Annotated in this window: 16 protein-coding genes; 12 read left to right on the top strand and 4 right to left on the bottom strand. The window is 68.7% G+C overall.

The genetic code is table 11. The features are described from left to right. The first annotated feature begins 318 nt into the window (after positions 1–318). The 8 genes from BrevBR_RS06395 to BrevBR_RS06360 all read left to right on the top strand — a co-directional run bounded on the left by BrevBR_RS06395 (position 319) and on the right by BrevBR_RS06360 (position 7,250). Positions 319–3,504 (top strand): intermembrane phospholipid transport protein YdbH family protein, encoded by a 3,186-nt coding sequence (locus tag BrevBR_RS06395; RefSeq protein WP_340000344.1) that lies wholly within the window; start codon positions 319–321, stop codon positions 3,502–3,504. An 83-nt stretch (positions 3,505–3,587) separates the two neighbouring features. Next, complete coding sequence (locus BrevBR_RS06390; RefSeq protein WP_340000343.1) at positions 3,588–3,776, top strand: YnbE family lipoprotein; 189 nt, start codon at positions 3,588–3,590, stop codon at positions 3,774–3,776. A 17-nt stretch (positions 3,777–3,793) separates the two neighbouring features. After that, complete coding sequence (locus BrevBR_RS06385; protein WP_332641359.1) at positions 3,794–4,156, top strand: YdbL family protein; 363 nt, start codon at positions 3,794–3,796, stop codon at positions 4,154–4,156. A gap of 76 nt (positions 4,157–4,232) precedes the next feature. Next, complete coding sequence (locus tag BrevBR_RS06380; RefSeq protein WP_332641269.1) at positions 4,233–4,418, top strand: hypothetical protein; 186 nt, start codon at positions 4,233–4,235, stop codon at positions 4,416–4,418. A 30-nt stretch (positions 4,419–4,448) separates the two neighbouring features. Beyond that, positions 4,449–5,543: a sensor histidine kinase gene (locus tag BrevBR_RS06375; RefSeq protein ID WP_340000342.1), complete on the top strand. Its 1,095-nt coding sequence runs from the start codon at positions 4,449–4,451 to the stop codon at positions 5,541–5,543. A gap of 43 nt (positions 5,544–5,586) precedes the next feature. Then, a complete protein-coding gene (locus tag BrevBR_RS06370) occupies positions 5,587–5,850 on the top strand; it encodes a hypothetical protein (RefSeq protein WP_332641271.1) in 264 nt (87 codons plus the stop codon). 31 nt (positions 5,851–5,881) lie between these two features. Next, the gene (locus BrevBR_RS06365) at positions 5,882–6,691 is read left to right on the top strand and encodes a tryptophan 2,3-dioxygenase (RefSeq protein ID WP_340000341.1); all 810 of its coding nucleotides are present in this window, start codon (positions 5,882–5,884) and stop codon (positions 6,689–6,691) included. Positions 6,692–6,764: 73 nt separating this feature from the next. Then, positions 6,765–7,250 carry a PA2169 family four-helix-bundle protein gene (locus BrevBR_RS06360; RefSeq protein ID WP_332641273.1) on the top strand — a complete coding sequence of 162 codons (486 nt, stop codon included), beginning with the start codon at positions 6,765–6,767 and terminating at the stop codon, positions 7,248–7,250. Positions 7,251–7,320: 70 nt separating this feature from the next. Here the strand turns inward: BrevBR_RS06360 and BrevBR_RS06355 are convergent, their stop codons facing one another. Beyond that, complete coding sequence (locus tag BrevBR_RS06355) at positions 7,321–9,654, bottom strand: TonB-dependent receptor plug domain-containing protein (RefSeq protein ID WP_340000339.1); 2,334 nt, start codon at positions 9,652–9,654, stop codon at positions 7,321–7,323. Positions 9,655–9,901: 247 nt separating this feature from the next. On the opposite strand from BrevBR_RS06355, the gene BrevBR_RS06350 reads away from it, so the two are divergent. The 4 genes from BrevBR_RS06350 to BrevBR_RS06335 all read left to right on the top strand — a co-directional run bounded on the left by BrevBR_RS06350 (position 9,902) and on the right by BrevBR_RS06335 (position 12,537). Further along, positions 9,902–10,996: a phytase gene (locus BrevBR_RS06350; RefSeq protein ID WP_340000338.1), complete on the top strand. Its 1,095-nt coding sequence runs from the start codon at positions 9,902–9,904 to the stop codon at positions 10,994–10,996. Positions 10,997–11,138: 142 nt separating this feature from the next. Beyond that, entirely contained in the window at positions 11,139–11,540 is a 402-nt protein-coding gene (locus BrevBR_RS06345) for a DUF6766 family protein (RefSeq protein WP_332641276.1), read from the top strand. A 116-nt stretch (positions 11,541–11,656) separates the two neighbouring features. Next, a complete protein-coding gene (locus BrevBR_RS06340; protein WP_340000337.1) occupies positions 11,657–11,953 on the top strand; it encodes a hypothetical protein in 297 nt (98 codons plus the stop codon). After that, the gene (locus BrevBR_RS06335) at positions 11,950–12,537 is read left to right on the top strand and encodes a DUF4142 domain-containing protein (RefSeq protein ID WP_332641278.1); all 588 of its coding nucleotides are present in this window, start codon (positions 11,950–11,952) and stop codon (positions 12,535–12,537) included. The genes BrevBR_RS06340 and BrevBR_RS06335 overlap by 4 nt, the downstream gene beginning before the upstream one ends. Positions 12,538–12,613: 76 nt before the next feature. Here BrevBR_RS06335 and rplS read toward each other — a convergent pair whose 3' ends face one another. From rplS to BrevBR_RS06320, 3 genes are read right to left on the bottom strand one after another with little or no spacing between them, the layout of a single operon-like run. Further along, entirely contained in the window at positions 12,614–13,042 is a 429-nt protein-coding gene (gene rplS / locus BrevBR_RS06330) for a 50S ribosomal protein L19 (RefSeq protein WP_332641279.1), read from the bottom strand. A gap of 1 nt (position 13,043) precedes the next feature. Beyond that, positions 13,044–13,796, bottom strand: coding sequence for a tRNA (guanosine(37)-N1)-methyltransferase TrmD (gene trmD / locus BrevBR_RS06325; RefSeq protein ID WP_332641280.1), 753 nt, complete (start codon positions 13,794–13,796; stop codon positions 13,044–13,046). Positions 13,797–13,806: 10 nt separating this feature from the next. Further along, positions 13,807–15,027: an NAD(P)/FAD-dependent oxidoreductase gene (locus BrevBR_RS06320; RefSeq protein ID WP_340000336.1), complete on the bottom strand. Its 1,221-nt coding sequence runs from the start codon at positions 15,025–15,027 to the stop codon at positions 13,807–13,809. Positions 15,028–15,054 lie beyond the last annotated feature (27 nt).

Raw genomic sequence — 15,054 nt, 5'->3', positions numbered from 1 at the left:
CGAGACAGGCCATATAGCCGGTCAGTCCCATGATGGGAAGACGGATCGTTACAGACCGTTAACCGGAGCCGTTATCCTCGGTAAAGCTTGCGTGAACCATGAGAATATCGTGCGAGTTGAACAGTGTATTCGCGACCCCGCGCGAACAGGAGTCGCTCTGAACGTGTACGACCCATCTCGAAGCGATGATCGATGCATTCAAAGTGGCCGATCCGCCACTCAACTGTGCTTCGACAGACACGCCTGTAGTATTCGCTGCGTTTCCGGTTTTGTTCAGCGGGCTTCCCGCGCGGGCCTCCATCCGGCTATGACCCCCGTATGAGCGCTGACGCCTCGCCCGCCCCCCCGCCCCGGCGTCCCCCCCGCGGTCGCCGTCTCCTGATCGTCGCCGGAGCCGTGTTCGGCGTCCTGCTGATCCTGTTCGCCCTGTTGTGGCTCAACCGCCGGGCCGCCACCCGTCAGGTCCTGATCGGCTGGCTGGAGCAGCAGGGCGTCGACGCCGACATGGACATCGAACGGCTCGAGATGGACGGCCTGGTCGCCCGCATCCGCATCGGCGACCCGGCCAATCCCGACGTCACGATCGAACGGGTCGAGGTCGACTACGGCATTGGCGCGCCCTGGTCGAAGGGCGGCCTCGGCGTCACCCCGACCCGCATCCGTCTGGTCCGCCCCGTGGTGCGCGCCAGCGTGCGCGGCGGCAAGCTGACCTTCGGCTCGCTGGATCCCCTGGTCGAGAAATTCACCGGCCGCCCGCCGCGGCCCGACAGCCGGTCGCCGCTGGTCATCGTCGAGCGCGCCCGGGTGCGCCTCGACACCGACTATGGCCCCGCCAATATCCTCGGCGACGCCCGGGTCGACAACGGCAAGCTGATGCGCCTGGTCGCCCACATGCCGGCGACGGCCTTCAAGAGCGGCGAGGCCGAGGCGCGGGGCCTCAGCGCCGCCGTCGACCTGACCACCACCGGCGACCGTATAGCCGTCCGCCTCGACGCCGCCGCCGAACACGCGACGATGGAGGGTCTGACGGGCGATACGGCCCAACTCGTCGTCACCGGAAACCTGCCTTATCCCGATCTGAAGGGCCGCCGGGGCGACGGCCGCGCCGCCGTCAACGCCGCCTTCACCGCGGCCGGGCTGTCGTCGGGCGGAACCACGGCCCGGGGCGCCGACGCCCGCCTCGGCTTCACCGGCCAGACGACGGGCTGGATTGAAACCTTCCGCATCGCGGGCGACGGCGACCTCGACGTCCGCGCCGCGCGCGTGGACGGTCCCGGAACCGCGGCCTCGGGCGCCCGTCTGCGGCTCGACCGCGCCCGCGCGACCTTCAGCCGCGACGCCGACGGCTTCGGCTGGCGACTCGAAGGCCCAGCGACCGTCACCGCCGCCCGCGCCTCCGGCGCCGGCCTCGACGGGACGGGCGTGGCCCTGCGCTCGGCCAGCCTCACCCTCGGCGGCCGCAACGCCGCGCTTGAAGCCGAGGGGCCGATGGCCGTCTCGGCGACGCGTCTGGCCTGGGGCGACCTGACCCTGAACGGCGTGAACGGCGGCGGCCGCCTCGACCTCGTCGTCGACAGCGGCCTGCGCGCCTCCGCGAACGGATCGCTGACGGCCGCGCGCGGCAGCTGGCCCCTGTTCGGTCCCGCCGGCCGCGACGACGTGCCCGAACTGGCCGGGATGAAACAGGCTCTGTCCGCATTCGCCGTCGACATCCCCGCCTTCGGCCTGACCGCCGGTCCGTCCGGCGCCCGCGTTGTCCTGACCCGGCCCGCGACCCTGCGCCCCGCCAACGGCGGCGTTCTGACCCTGAACCCCGCCGCCGGACCCGTCTTCTCCGCCGCCCGTGGCCGGCTCGGCGGCGGCGCCCTCAGCCTGACCGCGACCCGGGGCAGGGGTCTGCCAGAGGCGGCCTTCGCCATTCCCGACTGGCGCCTGACTCCGACCGGCTTCACCGCGGCGCTGGATGGCCGCGCCGCCCTCGACTTCGGCCTCGCCAGGGGGATCACGGTCCAGACCCGCGGCCAGTTGACCTCTTCGAACGGCCGCGTGAGCTATGTCGCCGCCGACTGCGCGCCCGTCACGGTCGAGCGGCTGGAACTGGACGAGAGCGACGTCACCGAACTGGCCGGCCAGATCTGCCCAGCCGCCCGTCCGTTGGCCAGCATCGCCGACGGCGGCTGGCGCTCTGACGGAACCCTGCGCGGCTTCAGCGCTGACGCTCCCTTCCTGGCCCTGCATTTCCGCGACATCCAGGGCGGCTTCACCGCCATCGGCGGCCCCCGGGGCATCACCCTCGATGCCGGCGTGACCGAGGCGACGGTCTCGGACGCCACCACCCCCCTGCGCTTCAATCCGCTGGGCGCATCCGGCTCGGCCCGGATGACGGGCGACGACTGGACGGGGGCCTTCGACCTGACCCGCAACGGCGCCGCGCTGGGGCGGCTGACCCTGTCCCATGACGGCGGCGCCGGCGCCGGCGGAATCGTCATCGACGCTCCGTCCATCGTCTTCGCCGAGGGCGGCCTCCAGCCAGGGGATCTCAGCCCGCTCGCCGGGGACTTCGTCGGCTCTCCCGCCACCGGTTCGGTCAGTTTCAACGGCCGCATCGACTGGCGCGCCGAGGCCGAGGGGACCAGTTCCGGACGCCTGACCATTCCCGGCCTCGATTTCGTCAGCCCGGCCGGACCGGTGAAGAGGCTGCGCGGAACCGTCGACTTCATCAACCTGGCCCCCCTGACCGCCGCCCCGGGTCAGCGATTGACGGCGGACCAGCTGGAGTCCTTCGCCCCCCTGACCGACATCCAGCTGACCTTCGGCCTCGACAAGGCGGCGGTGACCATCCAGGGCGGAGACCTCGCCGTCGCCGGCGGCCGCGTCAGCATCGAGCCTTTCGCCGTGCCGCTGGACCCGACCCAGCCCATCACCGGCGTCATCGTTCTCGACAAGGTCCAGCTGGGCGAGGTCATCGCGGGCTCGGGCTTCGGCGACAAGGTCAGGCTGGACGCCCTCGTCTCGGGCCGCCTGCCCTTCACCTCCACCCGCGAAGGCGGCGTCCGCATCACCGGCGGCTCTCTCGCCGCCGTCCAGCCCGGCCGTCTGTCCATCGCCCGCGAGGCCCTCACCGGGCTCGAAGCGGGGGGAGGCGGGGACGCCGTGCCGCCCAACACCATCCAGGATCTCGCCTATCAGGCCATGGAGAACCTGTCGTTCGACCTGCTCTCGGCCGAGGTGAACAGCCTCGACGAGGGCCGGATCGGGGTCCTGTTCCGCATCCGCGGCCGCCACGACCCGCCGCAGAAGCAGGAGTTGCGCATCTCGATCGCCGACTTCATCAGCCGCGAATTCCTGAACCGCGAACTGCCCCTGCCGTCGGGCACCGGCATCGACCTGACGCTGGACACCACGCTCAATCTCAACCAACTGGTCGGCGACCTTCTGGAACTCAACCGCGCCCGCAACGGGCAATCCACGCCCGTCCCGACCCCGGCTCCGACGACGCCCTGATCCCGCCGCCTTCGCCGTTCAGAACCCGTTCACCCCGCAGGGCGTTAGATCACCGTCGATCGAAGACCGGAGACCACCGCATCATGACCCGGACGCGCACACGCCTCGCCGTTCTCGGCCTTATCGCCGCCCTAGGCGCCGGCGCCTGCACGCCCACTGTCCGGCTGCAGGTCGATCCGATCCAGATTTACGCCAAACTCGACGCCGATGTTCGCGTGCGTCTCGACAAGGAGCTTCAGGACCTCCTCGTCGAAAACCCCAACCTGTTCTGACGCGAAAGTTGACCCAGATGTCTTTCCGCAAGTTCTTCGTCGTCGCCGCCGCCATTGCGGCTCTTGGCGTCGCCGCGGGCGCGGCCTTCGCCCAGACCTCCGCCCAGAAGTCCATGATCGACGCCGCCAAGGCGCAGGGGACCGTGGGTGAACAGGCCGACGGCTACCTCGGCTTCCGCGTCCCCGCCTCCGACCCGGCCCTGACCCAGGCGGTCCAGGTGACCAACGCCGCCCGCCGCGAAGCCTACGCCCGCAGCGCCCAGGCCGCGGGCACCACGCCTGACGTCGCCGGCGCCCGGATGTTCGAAGGTCAGCTCCTGCCGCGCATCAGCTCGGGCCAGTGGTACCGCAATGCCCAGGGCCAGTGGGTCCAGCGCTAAGCGCCGCCATACGGACCCTTCGGAGTCCAGCCAGGTTCCCTGTGCAGCCGGATGTCCCGGCCTGACGGAACCGAACATGCGAACCGCTCCGCAATGCAGGGCCATGGCCGCACGAATGGACCGCCGCGCCGCCCGTGACGCCGCGCCCGTGGTGAGCGCCGCATGGGTGAGCATGGCCGTGTATTGGCGGGATCTGGCGCGTCAGGCCGACTGGCAGGACCGCTACGCCGCCGGGCTCGTCCCGGTCGGCGCGCCAACCTAATTTCCCACGGCGTCGTTTTTGCGCGTACAGATGTCGGGCTGGCCGCGCTTCCGCGCGCCAGAGCTGGACGACCTCTCCGCCATGTCGACGACGATCCCCGGGATCGAGGACGCCCAGACGCTCGCCCAGGCGATCGTCGACACCATCCATGAGCCCTTGCTGGTCCTCGACGGCGACCTGACGGTCCTGGCCGCCAGCCGCGCCTTCTACGAGATATTCAAGGTCGATCCCGACCGCACCATGGGGCGGCTGCTGTACGACCTCGGCGACGGCCAGTGGAACATCCCGGCCCTGCGCCTGCTGCTCGAGACCATCATTCCCGAGAAGACCGCCATGGACGGGTTCGAGGTCGATCACGACTTCCCGGGCGTCGGCCGCCGCAGCATGCTGTTGAACGCGCGCAAGGTGATCTACGAAACCGGTCCCAACAGCACCATCCTGCTGGCCTTCACCGACGTCACCGCGCGCCGGGCCGTCGAGCGCGAACTGGCCGACCTGCTCGAACACACCGAAGAGCTTCTGCGTCAGAAGCAGATCCTGCTGCAGGAGATGCAGCACCGCGTCGCCAACAGCCTGCAGATCATCGCCAGCATCCTGCTGATCAAGGCCCGCGCCGTGACGTCCGAGGAAACCCGCCTGCACCTCAAGGACGCGCACCAGCGCGTGCTCTCCGTCGCCGAGGTCCAGTCCCATCTCCACGCCTCAGGCGATCTCGACCAGATCGAGGTCGGCCCCTATCTGACCAAGCTGTGCGACAGCCTCGCCGCCTCCATGGTCGGCGAAACCCAGCCCATCGCCATCCGCGTCGAGGCCGACCACGGCTTCATCGGCTCGGACAAGGCCGTCAGCATGGGGCTGATGGTCACCGAACTGGTCATCAACGCCATCAAATACGCCTTCCCCGCCGACCGCGCGGACGCCCTGATCCTTGTCACATATGAGAGCGAGGGCGACAGCTGGGTTCTGGTCGTCTGCGACAACGGCGTGGGCGCCGTCGACACCGTCCCTTCGGCCCACGGCGGCCTCGGCACGGCCATCGTCGAAGCCCTGGTCAAACAGCTGGACGCGCGCCTGACCCTGACGACCAGTCCCGGCATGACCGTATCGGTCACTCACCGGGCCTGACCGGCGGCTCGCATCCGCCGTCCGGCGCCCCTACATGCCGTCCATGGTCCTCCGCCTCCTGCGAAATCTGCTCATCGCCGCCGTCGTCTCGGCCGCGGCCACCGGCCTGATCGGCCTGTTCTGGAAGGCGATCGGCGGCGGCGATCTGCCGCTGCACGGCTGGATCGCCCTGTCGCTGGGGGTGCTGGGGACGGTCGTTCTCGCCTGGGTGCTGATGGGGCTGGCCTTCAAGTCCAGCCGCGAGGGCTGGGACGACCAGGTCGACAACACCCTGGATCCGGGCCGCGACGACGCCGACCGCTCTTGAGCCGGGACCCCGCCCGCGCGATAGGTCGCGCATGACCGACACGCCCGCCCCTCCGTCCGACATCACCTACGCCGGCTATCTGGCCCTGGACGATTTGCTGGCCGCCCAGCATCCGATCTCCAGCGAACATGACGAGATGCTGTTCGTCGTCATCCACCAGACCAAGGAGCTGTGGCTCAAGCAGATCCTGCACGAAGTCACCCTGGCCCAGTCGCTGGTCCGCGCCGGCGATCTGGTCCCCGCCTACAAGAGTCTGGCCCGCGTCAGCCGCATCCAGGCCGTCATGACCATGAGCTGGGACATCCTGGCCACCATGACGCCCGCCGACTATCTGCGCTTCCGCGGCGTGCTGGGCTCGTCGTCCGGCTTCCAGAGCGACCAGTTCCGCCGCTTCGAATACATGCTGGGCCTCAAGGACGAGCGCTTCCTGCGCTTCCACGAGGAACGCCCTGACGCCCACGCCGCCCTGCGCGCCGCCCTGGCCGCGCCCAGCCTCTATGACGACGCCCTGCATCAGCTGGCCGCCGCCGGCCTGCCGGTCCCGTCCGAGGTCCTGCACCGCGACGTCAGCAAGCCGTGGGAGGCCTCCGAGGCCGTCGAGGCCGCCTGGCTGGAGGTCTATCGCGACACTGCCCGTTGGTGGCCCTTCTACCAGCTGGCCGAAAAACTGGTCGACCTGGACGACGCCCTGCTGACCTGGCGGCACAAGCATGTGGTCACCGTCGAGCGCATCATCGGCCGTCGCCGCGGCACCGGCGGCACCGAGGGCGTCGCCTATCTCACCGAGACGCTCCAGCGGCGCTGCTTCCCCGAGCTCTGGTCGCTGCGCACGAAATTGTAGAACGGCGAAGCTGAAACCTTTTCAACGCGGTGCGCGCTTTGGGGGCATCTCCCCACAGCAAAGGCCGATCGCCATGAGCAGCCCCAACCACCATGACATCCATGTCCTGAACAGCCTGATCGAAACCACGATCGACAGCGCCGACGGCTATCGCGAGGCTGCGAAGGAAACCGACAAGGAAGGCTTCCGCACCCTGTTCGAGGCCCGCAGCTTCGAACGCCGGCAGGTCGCTTCCGAACTTCAGGGCGCGGTGCGCACCCTCGGCGGCGACCCCGAGGACGACGGCACCATCCTGGCCAAGGCCCACCGCGCCTTCCTGGACGTCAAACACGCCCTCCTCCGCGACGAGCAGGCCGTGGTGAACTCGGTCGAGAACGGCGAGGACTTCATCAAGGCCAAGTTCGAGACCGCGCTCGAGGACTCGGCCGTCTCGGCCACCACTCGCGAGACCATCCGCCGGGCCTGGACGACGGTGAAGGATGGCCACGACCAGATGCGCGACCTCAAGCACAGTCTCGAGGGCCAGAAGGACGCCGACAACCGGCTGTATCCGAATTAATCCATCGTCCGTGACGTGAAAAAGGCCCCGGCGTTCGCGCCGGGGCCTTCCTCGTTTTCAGTGCCCCGTCCTAGAAGGCGACGCGCATCACCGCCTGATAGACCGGGCCCGCGGTCTCGGTTTCCAGCTCATATTCGTCGTAGTCACGGTCGATCTGGTCCTGAATGGTGTCGAACTTGTCGAAGACCTCGTCCTTGGACGAGTCGAGCAGGTTCGAGCCCGTCAGGCGAACGACGATGTTGCGCGCCACCCGCTTCTCGACGAACACTTCCAGATCGGCGCCGTAGGTGGTCACCACCTCTTCGCCGACGATCCGGCCTTCCGCGTCGCCCTGTTTGCGATAGGTGGCGCCGAAGGCGGCGCCCCACGACGGGATGTCATGGGTGAAGCCGGCGTTGAAGACATATTCCGCCTGGGAGTTGAAGCGGCGTTCGCCCATGAAGTCGTCCACCGAACTGTCCAGCCAGGAGTAGTTCAGGAAGACCCCGGTATCGGGCATGCCGATAAAGTCCAGCGGCGTCGACAGGTCGAACTCGACACCCCAGACCTGGCCGTCGCCGACGTTCTCCGCCGTCAGGACGAAGGACGTCAGTTCCGCCTCATAGGCGGCCTGGGCCTCGGCTGGTGTGTCGCCGTCGGCGAGGGCCTCGTCCCGCGCGTCCTCGGCGTTGCCGATGGCCTCGTCGGAGTAGTCGCCGGTGTTGGTCAGCTCGATCAGGTCGGTCACGTCGCGGTAGAACAGGTTGATCCCCACCACGCCGCGTCGGCCCAGCCGCCGCTCGAAGCCCAGGTCGGCGCCCCAGGCGGTTTCCGGTTCGAGGTCCGGATTGCCGAGGAAGTCGTTGTCCCCGTATTCACCTTCCAGCAGCGCCGGCGAGATGAAGTCGAAGTTGGGGCGGCGAACGGTGCGGGCGGCCGACAGGATGACCCGGTCGCTGTCGGACAGGCGGAACCTCAGGCTGGCCGACGGCAGGAACAGGCCGTAGTCCTGCTCGTTGACCCGATCGGCCGGATCGACGGTCTCGTCGGTGAGGGCCACATCCGTGGTCTCGTAACGGAGGCCGGCCTCCCATTTCAGCGGGCCGTTCTCGCCCGACAGCATGACATAAGGGTCGATCCGGGTTTCCTCGATCGTGCTGATCCCGCCCGGAACCGCTTCCGCGTCATCGAATTCCGTCGGGTCAAGCAGACGGAAAGCCGTCTCGTTGTCGGCCTCGCCCTCGGCGAACAGGATACGGGTGTCGCGGGTCTTCTCCCCATACTGGACTCCAAACTCCAGCGTCATGGCGCCGAGATCAATCTGGTGTTCCAGCGCGGCCTGCAGTTCGTCGTCGGTGATCTGCGTGTCGGTGATCTCGTCGCCGATTTCCTCGTCCGCGACGTCGAACTCGGTTTCGCGTTCGAACTGCGCGTCGTCGATCGAGGCGAAGCCCAGTTTCACCGTCGTCTCGCCGCCCAGCATCTCGCGCCGGTAGCGGCCGTTCAGCGACCAGTTGTCGGTTCGGATGTCCAGCGGGTTGGCGTTGATGGTTTCCAGATTGGCGGCCGTCTCCACGCCACCCGCGTACTCCAGCGAGTCTTCCAGCTGGACGCGGTCTGTGCGCACGAAGACGCCGTCCAGCGACAGTTCGCCGCCCGCCAGGTCGACGATGTAGGACGCGTTGGCCGAATAGTCCGTACCGTCGCGCACATCGGTCTGAACCTCGGTGTTGTCCAGATCGCCGCCGGGCTCGTCAAAGCGCTGGCTGTATTTGGCCTTGGGGTTGCGGCGGTCCTGGATATTGCCGCCGACCAGCAGCCGACCCGGCCCCGCCTGACCGCCCCAGACCGCGCCATACGTCCCGCCCCAGGCCCCGGCGTCGCTGTCCGGGAAGTTGAGCGCGCCCAGCCGCAGATAGCCGCCGTCCAGCGACAGGGCGTCGCGCAGAACGATGTTGACGGCGCCCGCCAACGCGTCGCCGGACCGGTTGGCCGAGGACGAGCGCACCACCTCAACCCGCTCGATCAGTTCGGCCGGGATGCGGTCGACGAAGAAGCTGCGGTCCAGATTGGCGCCGGGCACGCGTTCGCCGTTGATGAGGATCTGGGTATAGGCCGAGTCCAGACCGCGAATGCGCACGCCGTCGGATTCAAGAATGTCCGACAGGAAGGCGACCGAGGGCACGCGCTTCAGGGCGTCGCCGGCCGTCAGCGGCTCGAAGCGCTGGAAATATTCGAGGTCGTACGACAGCGTCGGCACGACGTCGTCGGTCCGGTTGCGCATGACGGGCTCGCCGGTCACGATCACTTCTTCAAGCGACGACACCGGTCCTTGCGGGTCGGCGGCGGGGCCCGACTGGGCCAGGGCCGGCATCGCGAAGGCGAGCGGCGCAATGGCTGCGCCGAGCAGAAGCATGGTCTTCATCGGAAATCCCCGGTTACCCGCGCGCCCCCCGAGGACGCCGGTTTCGGGACCCCGAGCTAGGGCCGAGTGACAACGCCAGCGCGACAGTTCCGCCACGCTGGCTTGGCGGTTCGTTGACGCCTCAATGACCGTTGCTCTGGCGCCGGATCGCCTTTCACCGATGCGTCGCCGGACTGTCATCGATGCAATCTTGACCGCCGGCGGAACGCATGGTCAGGCCGGACCCTCCGCCCACAAGGACGCCGCCATGACTCTCCGCCTGCTGATGGCCGCCGCCGCCGCCGCCCTGCTCGCCGGCTGCGCCACGACCGAGGTTGACTATCAGGGCGAGGGCGCGGGCTTCGTCGGCGAAGGCGCCGCGGTCCAGGCGCGGCTGGAAACTCCCTCGGTCGGCACGGGCGGCGGCGAGGATGCGGCCGACGATCCGGCCATCTGGGCCTCCGCCGCCCCCGTGACGGTGAACGGCCGCGCCAGCCCCGGCTTTGTCGCCGGCACGGACAAGAAGGCCGGACTTTATATCTACGGCTTCGACGGCCAGGTGCTGCAGTTCCTGCCCGAGGGCCTGCTCAACAATGTCGACGCCGTCGAAGGTCTGACCATCGATGGCCGCGCGCAGGTGGTGCTGGGCGCCAGCGATCGCACCCCGGGCCGCACCGGCATTTCCCTTTACGCCTTCGATCCCGCGGGACCCGGCGCCAACGGCGTCCGTCCATGGGGCTACATCTCCACTGATGTCGTCGAGCCCTACGGCTTCTGCTTCGCTCGCCGCGGGGCCGAGGTCCACGCCGTCCTGGTCGGTCACGAGGGCGAGCTTCGCCAGTATGTCCTGACCGCAGACGCCGTCGGCCGCCCGGCCGCGCGCGAGGTTCGCCGCGCCGACATCGGCACGATTTCCGAAGGCTGCGCCGCCGATGAGGCCACCGACGCCCTCTATATCAACGAGGAGAACGTCGGCCTGTGGCGCTACGGCCTCGACCCGGCGTCCGGCGACCGACGCACCCTGATCCAGCCCGCGGCGCCCGACCGGCTCGTGGCGGACGCGGAAGGCCTGACCATTCTCGCCGACGGGGACGCCCGCTATCTGATCGCATCCAGCCAAGGCGACTCCACCTTCCCGGTCTGGCGGATCGACGGCGCGGCGCACGTCTGGGTCGGCCGGTTCAAGGTGACGGACGGTCCGGTCGACGGCGTGACCGGCACCGATGGACTCGCGGCCCTGGGCGGCGCCGTCGGCTCGTTCCCCGAAGGCGTCGTCGTCGTTCAGGACGACGTCAACGACGTCGGAACCCAGAATTTCAAATACATCGACTGGCGCGACATCAAGGCGGCGCTGGGTCTGTAAAAAGAGCCCCTTCGGCCGGGACCTTCGCGGGGTCCAGGGCAAGCCCGGGCAATGTCGTCCTCCCGACTTTGGAACGGCGCGAGAACCTCTGCCGTTTTTGACGGGGTCGCGAGGGCGAGCCCCGCGCGGATGGAGGATCGCGATGAAGAAATACGCCTATGGCTGGATCACCCTGGCCTTCTTTCTGATCTCGATGGGCCTGCACTGGGCCTTCGGCTGGTTCGCATTCGCGGACGAGGCGCGAGAGCACGGCGAGACCGCGCAACTGGTCCCGTATCTGACCGAGATGGGCCGGGACACCTTCGAGAACTGGCAGTCCGAGTTCCTGCAACTGCTGTGGCAGGTCGTCGGCCTGGCCTATTTCCTCTACGTCGGCTCGCCCTCCTCGAAGGAAAACGACGACCGGATGGAGGCCAAGATCGACGCCCTGCTGGAGCTGGTCGGCAAGGAGAAGGGCCTGAAGCTGATCGAGGCGATCGACGAAAGCCATCTGCGTCACCACGGCCACGCCCAGGTGCACGGAGGCAAGGTGACCCCCGAATGACGCGGACCTGATCGCCGCGCTGGCCAGCCCCCCACCACGCGAGGCGCCTCTGTCGTCAAGCGAACACAGGAACCACAGCCTTCGGCGAGCTGTTGTTGACCTGTCACAGGGGAGAGTTGCGCGTCGTGCCCGTGTATCAGCTGAACTATCTGTCCCGGCCCGGCGCGCACGAGATCGTCGACGTCGAAGGACCCGATGAAGCCGAGGACATGGCCCGCCGCAGGTTGCTCTTCAGCGAGCCGGGTTTTGCGATCGCCATCGTGTTCGAAGGTGTCGAGCTCAACCGGGTCACCCAGCGCTCCAAGGCGCCGCGCACGCGATCTTTCCTGTCTGATCGCGCCGGGCGATCGCCCGGCGGCCCCGTCACGCCCTCCCTCGACGCCGCACCTCAACTTTCGGAACAACACCCATGATGAAACCGCTTCTCGCAGGCGCCGCCTGCCTCGCCCTTCTCGCCGCCTGCAACGAGCGCGGCGCCTCCCCGGCCGTCGACAAGGCCCAGGACATGGCCGCCGCCCCCGTGGGTCAGGTCTCCGCCGCCACCCTCGGCTCCAATACGGTCGACGCCTATGTGCCAAACGCCGCCATGGGCGACATGTATGAGATCACGGCCGCGGACATCGCGATGGAGCGGTCGCAGAACGCCGACGTCAAACGGCTCGCGACCATGATCAAGACCGACCACACCGACGCCTCGAACAAACTCAAGGGGATCATCGGCGGCATGAATCCGCCGATGCAGCCGCCCGCTGCCCTCGACCAGCGCCGTCAGGGCCTGATCGACAACCTGCGTTCGGCTGGGGCCGCGGACTTCGACGACGTGTGGCTCGACCAGCAGATCGCGGCCCATAACGAGGCCCTGACCCTGCATCGCGGCTTCGCCGACAATACGGACGCGAACGCCGCCCCGCTCGCGGCCCACGCCCGCTCGGTGGTCCCGAAGATCGAGGGCCACCTGCGTCAGGCCGAACAGCTCAAGGCCGGCGCCGGAACCTGATCCGCAGCGGCTTCCGCCCGTGAAAAAGGCCCCGGCGTTTCCGCCGGGGCCTTCGTCATTCTGGCTGCAAGGCGGCCTATGCCTCGGCGTCGGCGGCCGTTTCGGCCTTGCCGGTTTCCGGCACGACGACGCCCTTGACCGGACGCACGGTCTGCTTCTCGGCGATCCGGGCCGACTTGCCGCGGCGATCACGCAGGTAATAGAGCTTGGCGCGCCGCACGACGCCCCGGCGCTTGACCTCGATGGCGTCGATGTTCGGCGACATCAGCGGGAAGACGCGCTCGACGCCCTCGCCGAAGCTGATCTTGCGCACGGTGAAATTCTCGTTGATCCCGCCGCCGGCGCGGGCGATGCAGACGCCCTCGAAGGCCTGGATGCGTTCGCGCTCGCCTTCCTTGATCTTGACCATGACGCGCAGGGTGTCGCCCGGCTGGAAGTCGGGGATGGCGCGCTTGTCGACCAGGCGGGCTTTTTCTTCGGCTGCGATGGTCTGCAGGATGTTCATGTCATTCTCCTCGAGCTTTTGCGCTCTTTACCTGTGATTTGGCGGGCTCAAGTCCCGCATTTGTCTTGTCCAGATGCGCCGTCCAGAGGTCTGGCCGCCGTTCCCGGGTCGTCTCTCGCCGCTGCTCTTCGCGCCATGCGGCGACCTTTTTATGGTCGCCCGACAGAAGCACCTCGGGTATCTCCAGCCCCTCGAACGTCCGCGGTCGCGTGTACTGCGGATGCTCCAGAAGACCGTCCTCGAAGCTTTCCGAACTCAGGCTTTCGGCCTGGCCCAGCACCCCGGGGATCAATCGCACGCACGCCTCGATCACCACCATGGCTGCCGCCTCGCCGCCGGCGAGAACCGCGTCTCCGACGGAGACCTCCTCGAACCCGCGCGCGTCCAGCACGCGCTGATCCACCCCCTCGAACCGGCCGCAGAGGACGGTGATCCCGTCCGCCTTCGCCCATTCCTTCACGCGCGCCTGGGTCAGGGGCCGACCCCGGGCGCTCATGTACAAAAGCGGCCGCGCCGGACCGGATACGCTGTCGAGCGCCCGGGCCACCACGTCCGCCTTGAGCACGGCTCCCGGGCCGCCACCCGCGGGGGTGTCGTCCAGGAAGCCGCGCGTATCTGTGGAAAAGGCCCGAATGTCAACCGTTTCAAGGCTCCATAAGCCCCTCTCGCGCCACGCCGTGCCGATCAGCGACACGCCGAGCGGCCCCGGAAACGCCTCGGGAAACATGGTCAGGACGGTGGCGGTGAAGGGCATGGCGGGTCTCCTAGCACACCTGCCCGGCGGCCCAACCCGAGGACCAGGCCCACTGGAAATTGTAGCCGCCGAGCCAGCCCGTGACGTCGACCGCCTCGCCGATGACGTACAGCCCCGGCACCGACTTCGCCGCCATGGTCTGCTGATCCAGCTGGTCCGTCGCGATCCCGCCCAGCGTCACCTCGGCCGTCCGGTACCCCTCCGACCCCACCGGCTTGACCGTCCAGGCGTTCACGGCCGCGTCCAGCCGGCGCAGGGTCCTGTCCCCGACCTCGGCCAGCTTGCCCTTCACCCCCTCGCGCTCGCAGACGCTCTCGGCCAGCCGGCGCGGCACGATGTGGCCCAGGGCCGTGTGCACCATCTGCTTGCCGTTCTCCTCCTTCGCCGCCTTCAGCGCCGCGTGGACGTCCACATCCGGCGCCATCGCCACCGTCACGGCCTCGCCCTCGCGCCAGTAGCTGCTGATCTGCAGGATCGACGGGCCCGACAGGCCGCGATGGGTGAACAGCAGGCCCTCGGCGAACCGGGTTTCGCCCGCCGGACGCCCCGGCGCCCCCCGGTCCGCCGGGACGCGATGGCTGACCACCGCATCCACCGCCACCCCCGCCAGCGGCGTCAGCTGTTCCAGCAGCCCCGCCTCGAACGTCAGCGGCGCCAGCGCCGGCCGCGTCTCCGTGACCCTCAGCCCGAACCCCCGCGCGGCGTCATAGGCCCAGCCCGTCGCCCCCATCTTCGGGATCGACTTGCCCCCGGTCGCCAGCACCAGCGATCGCGCCTTCACCACCGACCCGTCCGACAGCGCCGCCTCAAACCCGTCGCCCACGCGCTCCACCCGCTCCACCGACGTCCCCAGCGACAGCACTGCGCCCGCCGCCCGCATGTCGTCGGTCAGCATGCGGATGATCTGTTTCGCGGAGTCGTCGCAGAACAGCTGACCCAGGGTCTTCTCGTGCCAGGCGATCCCCGCCTGATCCACGCGCTTGATGAAGTCATGCTGGCTGAACCGCTTCAGGGCCGAGGTCGCGAACCGCGGGTTCTCGCCGAGGAAATTCCCCGGCCCGGTCCCCAGGTTGGTGAAGTTGCACCGCCCCCCGCCCGAGATGCGGATCTTCTCGCCCGGCGCCCGCGCATGGTCGAGGATGCGCACGCTGCGCCCGCGCCGCCCGGCCTCGATGGCGCACATCATCCCGGCCGCGCCGGCGCCGACGATCAGGACATCCACGGTTTGCATCGCCGGCCTCTACCACACCCCCCGCCC

It is taken from the genome of Brevundimonas sp. BR2-1, from assembly GCF_037626195.1.
Taxonomy (GTDB): domain Bacteria; phylum Pseudomonadota; class Alphaproteobacteria; order Caulobacterales; family Caulobacteraceae; genus Brevundimonas.
The sequence above is the reverse complement of the archived record's forward strand: the minus strand, read 5'-3'. Positions and strand labels throughout refer to the sequence as shown.